17 protein-coding genes are annotated in these 15,491 nt (G+C 63.1%); 12 read left to right on the top strand and 5 right to left on the bottom strand.

Annotation, left to right across the window (positions count from 1 at the left end):
• Positions 1–123: 123 nt before the first annotated feature.
• The 4 genes from serS (at position 124) to FJ977_RS16725 (ending at position 4,496) form a co-directional block, all read left to right on the top strand.
• Complete coding sequence (serS, locus tag FJ977_RS16710) at positions 124–1,428, top strand: serine--tRNA ligase (RefSeq protein ID WP_140773151.1); 1,305 nt, start codon at positions 124–126, stop codon at positions 1,426–1,428.
• Complete coding sequence (gene surE, locus FJ977_RS16715; RefSeq protein ID WP_140773152.1) at positions 1,428–2,186, top strand: 5'/3'-nucleotidase SurE; 759 nt, start codon at positions 1,428–1,430, stop codon at positions 2,184–2,186. The genes serS and surE overlap by 1 nt, the downstream gene beginning before the upstream one ends.
• Positions 2,183–2,836 (top strand): protein-L-isoaspartate(D-aspartate) O-methyltransferase, encoded by a 654-nt coding sequence (locus FJ977_RS16720; protein WP_140773154.1) that lies wholly within the window; start codon positions 2,183–2,185, stop codon positions 2,834–2,836. The genes surE and FJ977_RS16720 overlap by 4 nt, the downstream gene beginning before the upstream one ends.
• A gap of 127 nt (positions 2,837–2,963) precedes the next feature.
• A complete protein-coding gene (locus tag FJ977_RS16725; RefSeq protein ID WP_140773155.1) occupies positions 2,964–4,496 on the top strand; it encodes a peptidoglycan DD-metalloendopeptidase family protein in 1,533 nt (510 codons plus the stop codon).
• 110 nt (positions 4,497–4,606) lie between these two features.
• Here the strand turns inward: FJ977_RS16725 and FJ977_RS16730 are convergent, their stop codons facing one another.
• A complete protein-coding gene (locus FJ977_RS16730; RefSeq protein ID WP_140773156.1) occupies positions 4,607–5,497 on the bottom strand; it encodes an NAD-dependent epimerase/dehydratase family protein in 891 nt (296 codons plus the stop codon).
• A gap of 106 nt (positions 5,498–5,603) precedes the next feature.
• Between FJ977_RS16730 and FJ977_RS16735 the strand changes: the two genes are divergently transcribed.
• Positions 5,604–6,425, top strand: a complete 822-nt coding sequence (locus FJ977_RS16735; RefSeq protein ID WP_140773158.1) for an AraC family transcriptional regulator — start codon at positions 5,604–5,606, stop codon at positions 6,423–6,425.
• Positions 6,426–6,452: 27 nt separating this feature from the next.
• Here FJ977_RS16735 and FJ977_RS16740 read toward each other — a convergent pair whose 3' ends face one another.
• The gene (locus FJ977_RS16740; RefSeq protein WP_140773159.1) at positions 6,453–7,343 is read right to left on the bottom strand and encodes an ATP-binding protein; all 891 of its coding nucleotides are present in this window, start codon (positions 7,341–7,343) and stop codon (positions 6,453–6,455) included.
• Here FJ977_RS16740 and FJ977_RS16745 point away from each other — a divergent pair.
• From FJ977_RS16745 to FJ977_RS16775, 7 genes are all read left to right on the top strand, one after another.
• Positions 7,327–7,539 carry a hypothetical protein gene (locus tag FJ977_RS16745; protein WP_140773161.1) on the top strand — a complete coding sequence of 71 codons (213 nt, stop codon included), beginning with the start codon at positions 7,327–7,329 and terminating at the stop codon, positions 7,537–7,539. The genes FJ977_RS16740 and FJ977_RS16745 overlap by 17 nt on opposite strands.
• Before the next feature lie 94 nt (positions 7,540–7,633).
• Positions 7,634–7,975, top strand: coding sequence for a preprotein translocase subunit YajC (yajC, locus tag FJ977_RS16750; RefSeq protein WP_056572354.1), 342 nt, complete (start codon positions 7,634–7,636; stop codon positions 7,973–7,975).
• A gap of 51 nt (positions 7,976–8,026) precedes the next feature.
• A complete protein-coding gene (gene secDF, locus FJ977_RS16755) occupies positions 8,027–10,576 on the top strand; it encodes a protein translocase subunit SecDF (protein WP_140773163.1) in 2,550 nt (849 codons plus the stop codon).
• Positions 10,577–10,601: 25 nt separating this feature from the next.
• Positions 10,602–10,997 (top strand): Mth938-like domain-containing protein, encoded by a 396-nt coding sequence (locus FJ977_RS16760; RefSeq protein ID WP_181179905.1) that lies wholly within the window; start codon positions 10,602–10,604, stop codon positions 10,995–10,997.
• Between the two features lies 1 nt (position 10,998).
• Positions 10,999–11,850, top strand: a complete 852-nt coding sequence (locus tag FJ977_RS16765; protein ID WP_181179907.1) for a phytoene/squalene synthase family protein — start codon at positions 10,999–11,001, stop codon at positions 11,848–11,850.
• Between the two features lie 79 nt (positions 11,851–11,929).
• Positions 11,930–12,364 carry a hypothetical protein gene (locus FJ977_RS16770; RefSeq protein ID WP_140773164.1) on the top strand — a complete coding sequence of 145 codons (435 nt, stop codon included), beginning with the start codon at positions 11,930–11,932 and terminating at the stop codon, positions 12,362–12,364.
• Positions 12,364–13,314: a sterol desaturase family protein gene (locus tag FJ977_RS16775; protein WP_181179908.1), complete on the top strand. Its 951-nt coding sequence runs from the start codon at positions 12,364–12,366 to the stop codon at positions 13,312–13,314. The genes FJ977_RS16770 and FJ977_RS16775 overlap by 1 nt, the downstream gene beginning before the upstream one ends.
• 12 nt (positions 13,315–13,326) lie before the next feature.
• Here FJ977_RS16775 and FJ977_RS16780 read toward each other — a convergent pair whose 3' ends face one another.
• From FJ977_RS16780 to trmFO, 3 genes are all read right to left on the bottom strand, one after another.
• Positions 13,327–13,659 carry a type II toxin-antitoxin system RelE/ParE family toxin gene (locus FJ977_RS16780; protein WP_181179910.1) on the bottom strand — a complete coding sequence of 111 codons (333 nt, stop codon included), beginning with the start codon at positions 13,657–13,659 and terminating at the stop codon, positions 13,327–13,329.
• Positions 13,643–13,933: a type II toxin-antitoxin system ParD family antitoxin gene (locus FJ977_RS16785; protein ID WP_140773167.1), complete on the bottom strand. Its 291-nt coding sequence runs from the start codon at positions 13,931–13,933 to the stop codon at positions 13,643–13,645. Before FJ977_RS16785 ends, FJ977_RS16780 begins: the two co-directional genes overlap by 17 nt.
• Positions 13,934–14,000: 67 nt before the next feature.
• On the bottom strand, positions 14,001–15,413 hold the full coding sequence (gene trmFO, locus FJ977_RS16790) for a methylenetetrahydrofolate--tRNA-(uracil(54)-C(5))-methyltransferase (FADH(2)-oxidizing) TrmFO (RefSeq protein ID WP_140773168.1): 1,413 nt from the start codon (positions 15,411–15,413) through the stop codon (positions 14,001–14,003).
• Between the last annotated feature and the right edge of the window lie 78 nt (positions 15,414–15,491).

Consider the following 15,491-nt stretch of genomic DNA (forward strand, 5'->3'; position numbering starts at 1 on the left):
ACGCCCTCTGACTGAAACGCATCGCCATCAAGGCGGTGCGTTTCAGTTTTTGTTTTGAGCATGTCGCTGTCCCAAAACCGCTGCGCACTTTTGGGCGACATGCTACCCGAGGACGGATAGACCATGCTTGACATCAAATGGATTCGCGACAACCCGAAGGCCCTTGTCGAGGCGCTGGCCAAGCGCTCGTGGTCGGCGGCAGAGGCGCAGTCCACGGTCGATGATTTGATCGCCAGGGACGAGGCGCGGCGTGAGCACGTCACCGAGCTGCAGACCAAACAGGAGCGCCGCAACGCCGCCTCGAAGGAGATCGGCAACGCCATGCGTTCGGGCGATGCCGCCCTTGCCGAGAAACTGAAAGCCGAAGTCGGCGAGATCAAGACCTTTATCCAGAATGGCGAGGCGCGCGAGCGCGAACTCGACAAGGCGCTGAGCGATGCGCTGGCGGTGCTGCCCAACGTGCCGCTCGATGACGTGCCGGTCGGCAAGGACGAGCACGACAATGTCGTCAAGCACATCGTCGGCAAGGTGCCGACGCGGCCGAACTGGGTGAAGGAGCATTTCGAGATCGGCGAAGCGCTCGGGATGATGGATTTCGAGCGGGCGGCAAAGCTGTCGGGCTCGCGCTTCACCGTGCTGAAGAGCGGCCTGGCGCGGATGGAACGCGCGATCGGCCAGTTCATGCTCGACCTGCACACGACCGAACACGGCTATGAGGAAGTCATCCCCCCGCTGATGGTCCGCGATGAGGTGCTTTTCGGCACCAACCAGCTGCCGAAGTTCGAGGAGGATCTGTTCTTCACGCCGCACGGGGAGGGCAGGCTTGGCCTGATCCCCACCGCCGAGGTGCCGCTTACCAATCTCGTGCGCGAGGAAATCACCGCGCATGAAAAACTGCCGTTGCGCTACACGGCGCTGACGCCGTGCTTCCGCTCGGAAGCAGGCTCGGCCGGGCGCGATACGCGCGGCATGCTGCGCCAGCACCAGTTCTACAAGGTCGAACTTGTGTCGATCACCGATCAGGAATCCTCGCTCGCCGAGCATGAGCGGATGACGCAATGCGCGGAGGAAGTGCTGAAGCGGCTCGAGCTGCCATTCCGCACCATGGTTCTGTGCACCGGCGACATGGGTTTTGGCGCGCGCAAGACATATGACATCGAGGTCTGGCTGCCTGGCCAGAACGCCTATCGCGAAATCTCGTCCTGCTCGGTCTGCGGCGATTTCCAGGCGCGCCGCATGGACGCCCGCTACAAGGACAAGGATGGCAAGGCCAATCGCTTCGTCCATACGCTCAACGGCTCGGGCACCGCTGTCGGGCGCGCTCTCATAGCTGTCATCGAAAACTACCAGAATGAGGATGGCAGCGTAACCATTCCTGAAGTGCTGCGGCCTTACATGGGCGGTCTGGAAAAGATCGAATCGAAATAATGCGCATTCTTCTGACCAATGACGACGGCATTCATGCCGAGGGCCTGGCGTCACTCGAACGCGTCGCCCGCACGCTCTCCGACGATGTCTGGGTGGTGGCGCCGGAGCAGGACCAGTCCGGCTATGCGCATTCGCTGTCGATCTCGGAGCCGTTGCGGCTGCGCAAGATCGGCGAGAAGCACTTTGCCGTGCGCGGCACGCCGACCGACTGCGTCATCATGGGGGTGAAGAAGATCCTGCCCGGTGCGCCCGACCTGATCCTGTCCGGCATCAATTCCGGCGCCAACATCGCCGACGACGTGACCTATTCGGGAACCGTCGCCGGCGCCATGGAAGGCGCGCTGCTCGGCATCCGCTCGATCGCGCTCAGCCAGGGCTACTCCTATGTCGGCGAGGATCGCGTCGTCCCCTACGAGACCACCGAAGCGCTGGCGCCGGCGCTGTTGAAGAAGCTCGTCGCGACGCCGCTGCCGGACGGCGTGCTGCTCAACGTCAATTTTCCGAACTGCCTTCCCGAGGAGGTCGCCGGCACGGTGGTCACCTCGCAGGGCAAGCTCGTGCACAGCCTGTGGGTCGACGAACGCCGCGACGGGCGCGGGCTGCCTTACTATTGGCTGCGATTTGGCCGCGAGCCGGTCGAGGGCAAGCGAGGCACCGATCTCCACGCCTTGCGCAATCGCCTGGTGTCGGTGACGCCATTGCAGCTCGACCTTACCGCGCATGAGATCCGTGACCAGCTGAGCAAGGCGCTTGCATGAACCCGCCAATCGATGACCGCGAAGGATTTGCCGCTTTCCTCCTGCGCCTGCGCGGCAGGGGAACTGTGCCGAAGGCCTTGATCGCGGCTTTCGAGGCAACGCCACGGCGAGGTTTCCTGGCGGCGCAGTTCCACCAGATCGCTTGGTCCGACCGCATGCTGCCGATCGAGTGCGGCGAGGCTATCGAAGGCGCGGACATGCAAGCGGCGGTGATCGCGGCGCTTGCCATCGAGCCCGGCAATCGCGTGCTCGAGATCGGCACCGGCTCGGCTTATACGGCCGCCGTGATGTCGCGGCTCGCCGCGCGTGTCGTCACCATAGATCGCTACAAGACCCTGACCGAACAGGCGAAGCAGCGCTTCGAAGCGCTCGGCATCAGCAACGCCATAGCGCGCCAGGCCGACGGCTCAGCCGGTTTGCCCGCCGAGGGGCCGTTCGACCGTATCGTCGCCTGGGCTGCCTTCGACAGCCTGCCGCGCTTCCTGCTCGACCAATTGTCGAGCGGCGGCATCGTCATCGCGCCGATCGGGCCGGAGGAGGGCGAGCAGGTGCTGGCCAAGCTCACAAAGGTCGGCAGCCGTTTCGAGCGTGAGGACATCGGGCTCGTGCGGCTGCAGCCGATCCTGCGCAGCGTCGCCGCGGTCATCTAGGCGCCTCCAGCGCACTCGAAAATGTTTTAAGAAAATTTTCGTCGGATTCTAATGGGTTAACCGGCCAGTAACATTAACGCGCTTTAATCCTGTCTCAGTTGGTGCAGAGTTTGTGCGGGTTAGTGCGATGCAACTCAATGTTTTGAAGGCAAATAGTCGCAATCTGGCGCGGGGCTGCGCCGTTCTCATGATTGCGGGCGCGGCCGCCGGGTGCAGTTCCCAGGCGTCGCGGTTCAACAGTGTCGACGACGTCTTCACTTCCTCGACCAACAATCAGCGCGCCATCATCAACAAGCAGGATGCCGTGCAGCCCTATCCGGGCGATGTCTCGGCAGCCCCGCTCGACGGCAGCCACACGCAGTCGGTCAGCCGCTCCAGTCTCGAGCCGGTCTCCAGCCGGCCGCTGCCTCCGCCCGTTTCCGCCCAGGCGCAACCCGCTCCGGCGCTCGCGCCGGCCGCCAATCCCGTCCGTGTCGCATCGGCGCCGGCCATGGTTCGGCCCGCTCCTCATGTCGACAGGACGACGACCGGCACTGTCGAGCCGGCCGCGAGGCCATTCAAGAATGCCCAGCCCGACGCACCGAAGATGGCGCAGGCCGGCACGCCGCATGCGACCGAGATCGTCGTCAGGGACGGCGAGACCATTTCCGGCCTGGCAGCGCATTACAAGGTGCCGGCCGATGTCATCATGAAGGTGAATGGCCTGAGCCCGACCAAGGGGCTGAAGACCGGTCAGAAGATCGTCATTCCGGCCTATGCTTATTCGAGCAAGGCCGAGCCGAAAGTCGCCGATGCAAAACCGGCAAAGGATGGCAAGCGCGACTTGCCGGCCACCGCGCCGGACAAGGTTGCCGTTCTCCCGCAGCAGCCGAAGCTCAAGGAGGGCAAGTCCGCCGCTCAGGTCGATGCTTCGGCCGCCGCGAGCCAGCCCAAGGAGCCCAAGCCCGCGCAGGTAGCCAAGGCAACCGGCGCCGGCGGTACCTACACGGTCCAGTCGGGCGACACGATGTCCTCGATTGCCAGGAAGACCGGCGTTGGCGTCGTGGCTCTGAAGCAGGCCAACGGCATGAAGGACGGTTTGCTCAAGATCGGCCAGACCCTGAAAGTGCCGGCCGGTGGAACGGCAACGGTCGCCAGCGCAAAGCCGGCGAAGGTCGATCCGGTGACCACGGCAACCACGCAACCCCCGACAAAGACCACGCCATCGGAAACACTGGCGTCCTACACGCCGCCGAAGAAGGATGCGAAAGTCATTCAGCAGGCCGAGGACGACGACGCGGTGGCGCCGGGCGCCACGGGTATCGGCAAGATGCGCTGGCCGGTGCGCGGCCGGGTGATCTCCGGCTTCGGATCCGGCAAGGACGGCGTCGACATCGCCGTGCCCACCGGCACGCCGATCAAGGCAGCCGAAAACGGCGTCGTCATCTACGCCGGTGACGGGCTCAAGGAATTCGGCAACACGGTGCTGGTGCGCCACGAGAACGGCCTGGTCACTGTCTACGGCCATGCCAGCTCGATCGAGGTGCAGCGCGGCCAGAAGGTCAAGCGCGGCCAGGAAATCGCACTTTCGGGCATGAGCGGCACGACGGACTCGCCGAAGCTGCACTTCGAAGTGCGCAAGAACTCGGCGCCGGTCGATCCCTCGACCTATCTCGAATAGAATAAAAAAAGCGATTTGCGGGCCGTCTGACCTCCAGTCCGGCCCGCCGGCTCAGCCCGTTCCGCGAGGAGCGGGCTTTTTCAGTTTTGCAAAATGTCTGCCCGCAAGGCTCAGAGATGATCAAGGAGCGTGTCGGCGATCATCTCCTCAAGGCTGCTGGCCTTCACGCCGAGAAGTGTCTCGGCGTCCGAGGAGTCGACCAGCAAGGGACGTTCAAAGAGGTAGCTCATCTCGATGAGCTCATGCATGCCCAGGGCCTCCATTTCGGGGACGGAGTAGGAACGTGTCTCTGAAATCTCTTGCCCGAGCATCGCCGCGGTTTTCTGGATGAGTTCCCGAGGGGAGGCGTATTGCGAGGGAACGTGAAACGCCCGTCCCCATTCACCCCTGTAGCGGGCGGCCGCGACAAGTGTCCTGGCGACGTCCTTGGTGAAGGCCCAGGCATGGGTTGCGTCGAGGTCTCCAATGAAGGCGGTAGGCTTGCCCTCGATGATGGAGGGCAGCGCGACCAGTGAGAAATAGCTGATTGCGCCATGTCCGAGATAGTCGCTGGACCGTAATTCGATCGCCGGTACACTGGCACGAACCGCCCGCTGCCACATGATCGTCCGGGCGGTTCCCTTCTTCGAAGTCGGGTCCAGAGACAGGTCGGAGCGAAGCGGGCTATCGGCATTTGCCCCGTAGCCATAGAGGTTTCCGAGCACGATGAGCTTCGCGCCGACCGCTTCCGCCGCGCGCACGGTTCCGTCGATGATGGGGAAAAAGTCGGTCGGCCACCGATGATACGTGGCCATGGCACACATGAAGATGGCCTCGGCGCCCTGGCAGATACGCGCCAGTTCCGAGGCATCCGTGGCGTCGGCTTGCATGGCCCGCACGTTGCGCAGTGCGTTCGAGCCGACGCTTCGGCTCGTGAGGACGACGTCATGTCCTTCCTCGCCAAGAAGGCGAGCGGTCTCGCGTCCAACCGGGCCCGCGCCGACAACAACATAGAAACTCATGGCAACCTCTCTGCTTGATGGAGAGGCGTGAGTACCGGTTCCCGGCATTGAAAATCGCGCGGGAATTGCCAAATCTTGGACAGGTTTTGCCATGAATCGAGAGAGCATGCGTCCGCAATTCGCTCCGGCCCGATCCTCCTCCGACATCACAATGGTTTCCCGGCATATCGAGGCCGGCGTCCACCGTCTGTCGCGCGCGTCAGACCATCGCATCATGGTGCATGCAAGCGCGGCGACGCGCTCCTACTGCAATCAGGTTGGGCGATATTTCGTCAGGCGTGCCGGCGACATCGACCTGGTGCCGGCTGGCGAGGAGGGCGGTTTCGAGGCTGAAACCCCGTTCGATACGATTGAGATTGTCTTGCAGCCAGCCCTTATGGAAAGGGTGGCGGCGGAACTTGGCGGCAAGGCGCTGGCAACGCGGCTCGACACACGCCATTTGCTTCGTGACCAACGCATCGAACATCTTGCTCGAGCACTCCAGAGCGATCTCGATGCCGGCGCGCCGAGCGGCTCTCTGTTTGCCGACAGCATCGGCGCCGCGCTCGCGGTCAGGTTGCTTGGCTTCGATGATTCAGACATCGATCGAACAAACCGGCTGTCGGATGCCCAGCTCAAGCGCGTCCTGGAGCACATTGAAGCCGCCCTCCATGAGCCGCTTTCGATTCATCGCCTGAGCCGGGTTGCCGGCGCCAGCAGCTCGCATTTGCGGACATGGTTCAAGGTGGCAATGGGCATCACCCTGCATCGTTATGTGTTGCGACGTCGCGTCGAACGCGCGCGCGTTCTGCTGCAGCAGGGCGATCTCAGCACAAGCGAGGTTGCGGAACTGACGGGCTTCGCGCACCAATCACATCTGGCGCATTGGATGCGCCGCGAGATTGGCCAGACGCCGCGTGACTTGCGACGGGCGCAGCCGCCCAGGTGACATCCCGGAATTTGCTTTGGCGATGCCTCAATCCTTCAGCGGCTTGCCAAGCCGGCCGGCCAGATCCTGCGTGAACTGCCAGGCGACGCGGCCCGAGCGGCTGCCGCGCGTCGTCGCCCATTCCAGCGCCTCGGCGCGCAGCTGCTCGGGATCGATGTCGAGGCCATGATGGCTTGCATAACCGTTGATCATCTCGAGATATTCGTCCTGCGAGCATTTGTGGAAGCCGAGCCAAAGTCCGAAACGATCGGACAGCGAGACCTTTTCCTCGACCGCCTCGGACGGGTTGATGGCTGTCGAGCGCTCATTGTCGATCATGTCGCGCGGCAACAGATGGCGGCGGTTCGAGGTGGCGTAGAAGATGACATTGGCCGGGCGCCCCTCGACGCCGCCCTCAAGCGCCGCCTTCAGCGACTTGTAGGATGTATCGTCGTGATCGAAGGACAGATCGTCGCAAAACAGGATGAAGCGGAAGGGGGCTGCTTTCAGCAAGCCCATCAGCTTCGGCAGCGTGTCGATGTCCTCGCGGTGGATCTCGATCAGCTTCAGCGGCAGGTCGGATCTGGCCTTTTGTGATTTGGCCTTGGCATTGATCTCGGCATGCACGGCCTTGACCAGCGACGATTTGCCCATGCCGCGCGCGCCCCACAACAGCACATTGTTGGCCGGATGGCCGGCGGCGAAGCGCTCGGTGTTGTCGACAAGGATGTCGCGGACACGGTCGACGCCCCGGATCAGGCCGATATCGACGCGGTTGACCTTGCGCACCGGCTCCAGGTAGCCCGGATCAGCCTGCCAGACGAAGCAATCGGCTTCACCAAGGTCGGTTTCGGGCACGGGCGGCGGGGCGAGGCGGCTGACAGCCTCGATCAGGCGGTCAAGTTTCTTGTTGAGGGCGTCGATGCTGCTGTCGGTCATTTCAGGTCTTTTGGTTCGTTTCCGCGGGGCGGGCAGGTGGGACCCGTTCGATTCCGTCGGGTTCGAAACCGGTTCCAACCTTTTGTTCGAGCGTGATCTTTTCCGAAAACCGGCTCGCGCTTTTCGCGATCATGCTCTAACACGGCCCGGCAGGCCGGAAAAGCAGCCGATTTGCCCGGCCGCGCAGTTGCATTGACAACTTTACCGACTATATTCCGGCCAAATTTCAAGGGGCCGCCAAACTCCGCAGGACGGTTGGCGGCTGTTTTCAAAATTCAGGAGTACTCTCGATGTTCGTGACACCGGCATACGCCCAAGGCATCGGCGGCACCTCTCCCGATATGCTCATCAGCATTTTGCCGTTTGTCCTGATTTTCGTGATCATGTATTTTCTGATCATCCGCCCGCAGCGCACGCAGCTGAAGAAGCGCGGCGAGATGCTGGCGGCGGTCCGTCGCGGCGACACGGTCGTCACCGGCGGCGGTTTCGTCGGCAAGGTGACGAAGGTGATCGACGACAATGAGCTCGAGATCGACCTCGGCGGCGGCACCAAGGTGACCGCGCTGCGCTCGACGATCGCCGACGTGCGCGTCAAGGGCGAACCCGTGGCGAACCAGAACGCCAAGAAATAACCTAATTCCAGGCGGAGCGATCCGCGGACACGCTCTGACGGACGACGCCATATGCTGTATTTTTCGCGCTTCAAGATGATCCTGATCTGGCTGGCCGTGGCCGCCACAGTGGTCCTCGCCGCGCCCAATCTCATTCCCGCGAGCACATTGGCCCAGCTCCCGAGCTGGGTGCCGAAGCGGCAAATGACACTCGGCCTCGATCTGCAGGGCGGTTCGCACATCCTGCTCGAGATGAACCAGAACGATCTGATCAAGGATCGGCTCGAGACGACGCGCGACGAAATCCGCACGCTGCTGCGCGACGCCAAGATCGGCTACACCGGCCTTGGCGGTACGGGGCGGACCTTGCAGGTCCGCATCACGGATCCGGCGCAACTCGATGCCGCCAAGAAGGCGTTGAAGACCTTGACCGATCCGGTCGCCGCCGGCCTGTTCACCGGCGGGTCGATCCAGGAAATGTCGCTGGACGATTCCGAACCGGGCCTGCTCAAGTTCACCGTCACCGACGCCGGCATCAAATACCGCACGTCGACCGCCTTGGCGCAATCGATCGAAGTGGTGGAACGCCGCGTCAACGAGCTCGGCACCACCGAGCCCATCGTCCAGCGGCAAGGCGACGACCGTATCCTTGTCCAGGTGCCCGGCCTGCAGGATCCGCAGCGGCTGAAGGAAATCCTCGGCCAGACCGCAAAGCTGACCTTCCAGATGGTCGATCAGTCGATGCCTGTGCAGGACGCGCTCAAGGGTCGTCCGCCCGCCGGCTCCTCGGTGCTCTATTCCCAGGACGATCCGCCGGTTCCGTATCTGATTGAAAACCGCGTCATCGTTTCGGGCGAAAACCTCGTCGACGCGCAAGCGACGTACAATTCGCAGAACAACGAGCCGGTGGTTTCATTCCGCTTCGATTCGAAGGGCGCCGCGCGCTTCGGCCAGGCGACCTCGCAGAATGTCGGCAAGCTGTTCGCCATCATCCTCGACAACCAGGTGATTTCGGCGCCGCAGATCCGTGAGCCGATCCTCGGCGGCACCGGCCAGATTTCAGGCAATTTCACCGCCCAGAGCGCCAACGATCTGGCCGTGCTTTTGCGTGCCGGCGCGTTGCCGGCGACATTGACCGTTATCGAGGAACGTACCGTGGGTCCGGGCCTTGGCCAGGATTCGATCCATGCCGGCAAGGTCGCCGGTATCATCGGTTCGATCCTCGTCGTCGCCTTCATGTTCGTCGCCTATGGTTTCCTCGGCTTCCTCGCCAACATCGCGCTGGCGGTGCACGTGGCGATGATCGTCGGGCTCTTGTCGCTGCTCGGCGCGACGCTGACCTTGCCCGGTATCGCCGGTATCGTGCTGACCATCGGCATGGCTGTCGATTCCAACGTGCTGATCTATGAACGTATCCGCGAGGAGCGACGAAACGGGCGCTCGGTGATCCAGGCGATCGATACGGGCTTCACCAAGGCGCTGGCGACGATCGTCGACTCCAACGTTACCTCGCTGATCGCGACGGTGGTGCTGTTCTATCTCGGCACTGGGCCGGTCAAAGGTTTCGCTATCACCTTCGCCATCGGCATCCTGACCACGGTGTTCACCGCTTTCACCTTCACGCGCCTGCTGGTGTCGATCTGGCTGCGCCGCGCCCGTCCGAAGGAATTGCCGAGGGCGCCGGTGACCTTCATTCCGCCCGGTACGAAAATTCCGTTCATGGGCATCCGCCGCTGGACTTTCGCCCTGTCGAGCATCCTGTCGGTGCTGTCGGTCGTGCTGTTCATGACCGTCGACATCAATTACGGCATCGATTTCAAGGGCGGCTCGCTGATCGAGGTGCAGTCCAAGAGCGGCGACGCCAATCTCGGCGATATCCGCGCCAGGTTGACCGAGCTCAACATCGGCGAAGTGCAGGTGCAGCAGTTCGGCGCGCCGAACGATGTGCTGATCCGTGTCGGCGCCCAGGATGCGGGCGAGAACGCCGAACAGACGGTCATCGACAAGGTGCGCGGCGAGTTGCAGGACAGTTATGACTTCCGCCGCGTCGAGGTCGTCGGGCCGACCGTGTCGGGCGAACTCGCCAAGCAAGGCACGATCGCCATGCTGATCGCGCTCATCGGCATCCTGATCTATGTCTGGTTCCGCTTCGAGTGGCAGTTCGCGGTCGGCGCCATCGTTGCGACCGTGCACGACGTGGTCATGACGCTCGGCTTCTTCGTGATAACGGGCCTTGAATTCAACCAGTCATCGCTGGCGGCGATCCTGACCATCATCGGCTATTCGCTGAACGATACGATCGTGGTCTATGACCGCGTCCGCGAGGATCTGCGAAAATACAAGCGAATGCCGCTGCCTCAGCTGCTCAACAACGCCATCAACGAGACGCTTTCGAGAACGACGCTGACTTCGGTGACGACGATCCTGGCTTTGCTGGCACTGGTGCTGTTCGGCGGCGAGGTCATCCGCTCCTTCACCATGGCGATGCTGTTCGGCGTCGTGTTCGGCACCTATTCGTCGATCTTCATCGCCGCACCGCTGCTGATCCTGTTCAAGCTGCGGCCACAGACCACGGCCGACGAGGAGAAGCCGGTCGGCGGCGGCAAGGCGGTCGCGACCTGACGCGCGGCCCCGAAGGGGTGACTGAGTGGTGACCGGCAAAGGGATCGTCATCCGCGAGGCGCATTTCCCAGGCCGCGCTCCGATCGAGGCCTATGGCAATGGCGGGTTCCGCTTTGCCGACATGTCGCACCGCGGCTCGTTGCTGTGCCTGCCATCCGGCATCCGTGGCTGGGAGCCGGCGGACGCGGCAGCGCTGACGGTGGCGGATTTCGACAAACTTCTGGCCGAGGCCGACAAGGTCGAGATCCTGCTGGTCGGCATGGGCAAGGATCTCCGGCCGTTGCCGGCAGCGCTGCGGGCGGCTTTGAAAGAGGCAGGCATAGCGTCCGATCCGATGTCGACCGGGGCAGCGGTGCGGACCTACAATGTCCTTCTGGCGGAAGACCGCGCCGTGGCTGCCGCGCTCATCGCCGTCGATTGATATGTCCCAGAATGCCAAAATCGTCATGGACGCGGTGCGCGCCGCCGACCATGACCGGTATCTCACGGCGCTCTACGCGCCGGTCGACAAGCGCGATGCGCTGTTTTCGCTTTACGCTTTCAATGCCGAGGTCGCGGGCATTCGCGACCGCATACACGAAGCGTTGCCGGGTGAGGTACGGCTGCAATGGTGGCGCGATCTCATCGCCGCCGACAATGAAGGCGCAGGCATCGGCCATCCCACCGCCGACGCGCTGAAGGCGACAATTTCCATTCATCGCCTGCCGAAACTAGCCTTCGAGAATATGCTCGAAGCGCGCATCTTCGATCTCTACGACGATCCGATGCCGTCGCGCACGGATCTGGAAGGCTATTGCGGCGAGACAGCAGCCGCGCTCATCCAGCTAGCGGCGATGGTGCTTGATCCCGTCGAGGCGCCGCGCTTTGCGGAACTGGCGGGCAGGGCGGGCTGTGCGCAGGCGATGACCGGCCTACTTCTGCTGCTGCCGCTGCACCGCAAGCGCGGGCAGTGCTTTATCCCCGCCGACATCCTGGCGGCGGCGGGATCGTCGCCGGAAGAGTTTGTTACCGGCGATGGCGGGCCTGGAGCGCAGCGCGCCGTGGCGGCGATGATCGCGCTGGCACGCGAACACCTTTCAGCCTTCGAGCGGGGCGCTGCGGAGTTGCCGGCGTCGTTGCGCCCGGCATTCATGCCACTTGCGCTGTCGCGCGCCTATCTCGACAAGATGGAAGGCTCGAGCCATTCACCGCTCGACAGCGTCGCGCGGCTCTCTGCCCTGCGCCGGCATTGGCTCCTGTTGCGGCGCGCAAGCAAGGGCTGGCCGCCACTTTGACGTAAACGTCAATCGTGTTAAGGATTCGGCCGAGCCGAAAACTGTCGCCGAAGACGACAGGCCGGCGCGGAGGAAATCCATGAGCTTGCCCGTGCTGGTCGCGATCGTCGCCTTTGGCATTGCGCTGTCGGTTGCCGCGGTGCATTTCACGGGCGGCAGCAAGACGGCCACACTGGCTGGTCCGGATCAGGCGCTGCGCCGATTCGCAGAAGATTATCCTGACGAGACGGCTGCGACAGTCCGCCTGACGGCGGATGCCAAGACCGCATTTCTCGATCTTGGGCGAGGGCGTATCGGCATTGTTCACGGCATCGGCGATTGCTTTTTGACCCGCATCGTCACGCCTGCAGACACAAGGGTGTCCGGCGCCGGCGAGGCGCATACGGTTCTGGTTCGGCTGACGGATTTCACCTGGAAGGGCGGCCGATTCCGCTTCGCGAGTGCCGCCGATGCCCAGGCCTTGCTGAATGCTCTCGGGTCGCATCATTCAAATTCCGCGAGGGAGGCCGCGTGATGGACAGCTATGATTTCCCCCAGGTCACCCAGTTGGCCATTCCGTTCTTCGTCGCCGCGATCCTGATCGAGCTCTGGCTGGTGCGCAGCGGCCGCGCCAAGGGCTCGTTCGAGACGCGCGATACGCTGACCAGCCTGATGATGGGCACCGGCAATGTCGTCGCCGGGCTGCTGCTTGGCGTCGTCTCCTACTGGGCGCTGCTGTGGCTGTGGCAGTTCCGCATCTTCAATCTCGGCCTGTCGGTCTGGGTGTTCCTGGCCGCCTTCCTGTTCGATGACCTGCGCTACTATGTCTATCACCGCATTGCGCACCGGGTGCGCTGGGTGTGGGCCGAGCATGTCAACCATCATTCGAGCCAGCATTACAATCTGTCGACGGCGCTCCGGCAAAGCTGGACCGGGCTGTTCACCTTCATGTTCGTGCTACAGGCGCCACTGGTGCTGCTCGGCTTCCATCCGGCGGTGATCGCCTTCACCTTCGGCTTCAACCTGGTCTGGCAGTTCTGGATCCACACCGAAACCATCGGCAAGATGTGGGGCTGGTTCGAATTGATCTTCAACACGCCGTCCCACCACCGCGTCCACCACGCCACCAATCCGCGCTATCTCGACGCCAATTATGCCGGCACGCTGATCATCTGGGACCGCATGTTCGGCACATTCGTGCCGGAACTGGAGGAGGATCGGCCGCGCTATGGCATCGTGAAGAATCTCGGCACCTTCAACCCGCTGAAAGTGGCATTCCACGAATGGATCGGCATGTTCAGGGACGCTTTCGCGCCGGGCCTGACGCTGCGCGAGCGCCTGAATTATCTGATCAAGCCGCCGGGCTGGAGCCATGACGGTTCGCGCGAAACCTCGGAAAGCCTGAAGGCCGCCTATGTCAGGCGGAATCCCGGCGAGGCGGGCAAGCCGGGACTGCCTGTGGCGAGTGCCGAGCCGGCGGAGTAGCTGCTTTGGCGGCTAGGAGGCGTCGCTCGAACCGCCGTCGCGCATCAGCGTCTCGTAGTCACGGCCGCCGTAGAAGATGTTGACGATGCGGACAACATCGCCCTCGATCACATAGGCGATGACGGCGGAGTGCTCGAACGGGACGGTTCGCAGCCCCGGCACAATGTCGTCGCGCGAGCGGCCGCCGCGAGGTGCATTGCCGATGTTCTGGCAACGGCCTTCGATGCGCAGAACGAACTTTCTCGCGACGTCAGGGCTTCCGCTCGCCTCAACGAGGTATCTGAAAATGTCTGCAAGATCGTTACTGGCGCTTTCGCGATATTCGACCTCAAGCCGCCGGATCATCGGCGCGGCTCGAATACTGTGCGAACAATCGCCCAAGGCGGTCGCGAACCTCCTCCCCAGAAAGATTCGGCCTGGTATCCTCGATTGACGCCTTCACCCGTGCCCTGATCGAGGCCATGCGTTCGGCATGCTCTTCCTCTTCGCGCTGGAAAGCGCGAAGCGCGGCGCGGATGACTTCACTCGCGGAGCCGAAAGACCCATCCTCGACTTTCTCGCGGATCATGCGCGCCATTGCGGGCGTGACAGTGATGGACAGTTTCTCGGCGGATTCCATAGAACGGCTCCGGTAGGTGTGAAGTAGGATAGTATCCTACTTTCTCCTTGGGGTCCAATCCGGGGTGCTATTCCGCTGCTTCGGCCGTTTGCGCCGGCAGCCCCAGCCATTGCCGGCAATCGCCCAGCGCACGCGATGTGATGGCATGCCTTTTGGCGACCGTTTTATCCTTGCCACGCAGGCGCTTGCCTTCGGTCTTCGGCGCTTCCACCGGGGGGAACAGGCCGAAATTGACGTTCATCGGCTGGAACGAGCGCTTGCCTGGCTCGTCATCGGAAACAATATGGCCGCCGGTTATGTGGTTGAGCAGCGCGCCGAAGGCCGTGGTGAGTGGCGGAAGGGATTGTGCGTGGCCGAGCCGTTCGGCGGCGGCGAAGCGGCCGGCGAGCAGGCCGATGGCGGCGCTTTCGACATAGCCTTCGCAACCGGTGATCTGGCCGGCGAAACGCAGGCCAGGGCGCGACTTCAGCTGCAGCGAGGCGTCGAGCAGCGTCGGCGAGTTGATGTAGGTGTTGCGGTGCAGGCCGCCGAGGCGGGCGAAGTCGGCGTTTTCCAGTCCCGGAATGGTGCGGAAGATACGAACCTGCTCAGCGTGCTTCAACTTGGTCTGGAAACCGACCATGTTGTAGAGCGTGCCCAGCGCATTGTCCTGCCGCAACTGGACGACCGCATAGGCCTTCACCGTCGGATTGTGCGCATTGGTCAGGCCCATCGGCTTCATCGGCCCGTAGCGCAGCGTCTCGACGCCGCGCTCGGCCATGATCTCGATCGGCAGGCAGCCGTCGAAATAGGGCGTACCTTCCCATTGCTTGAATTCCGTTTTCTGGCCGTTGACCAATGCCTGCACGAAGGCAAGGTACTGCTCCTTGTCCATCGGGCAATTGATGTAGTCCTTGCCGGTGCCGCCAGGCCCGACCTTGTCGTAGCGCGACTGGAACCAGCAAATGTCCATGTCGATCGTGTCGAAATGGACGATCGGCGCGATGGCGTCGAAGAAGGCGAGCGCATCAGCGCCAGTCGCCTCCGCTATCGACTGGGCAAGTCCAGGCGCGGTCAGTGGCCCGGTGGCGATGATCGCCTGGTCCCAGTCCGCCGGCGGCAGGCCTGGCACTTCCTCGCGCTGGATGCTGATCAGCGGGTGTGCCTCGAGCTTCTTCGTCACGGCCTCGGAGAAACCGTCGCGGTCGACGGCAAGTGCGCCGCCGGCCGGCACCTGGTTGGCATCGCCGGCGCTCATGATCAAGGAGCCGGCCAGCCGCATTTCGGCGTGCAGCAGCCCGACCGCGTTGTTTTCGGCATCGTCGGAGCGGAAGGAATTGGAACAGACCAGCTCGGCCAGGCCATCGGTCTTGTGGGCGTCCGTGCCCCGAACGGGCCGCATTTCATGCAGCACAACGGGAACGCCGGCCTGCGCCACCTGCCATGCGGCTTCGGAACCGGCGAGACCACCGCCGATGATGTGGATAGGATTTTTGCTCATGAGCGCCGGAATAATCGCTTGCCGCCGCGATTGCAATTGTCGCGCGGCGGTGAACGGGAAACGCCTGGTCGGGAGAGC

This window comes from Mesorhizobium sp. B2-1-3A, from assembly GCF_006442655.1.
Lineage (GTDB): Bacteria > Pseudomonadota > Alphaproteobacteria > Rhizobiales > Rhizobiaceae > Mesorhizobium.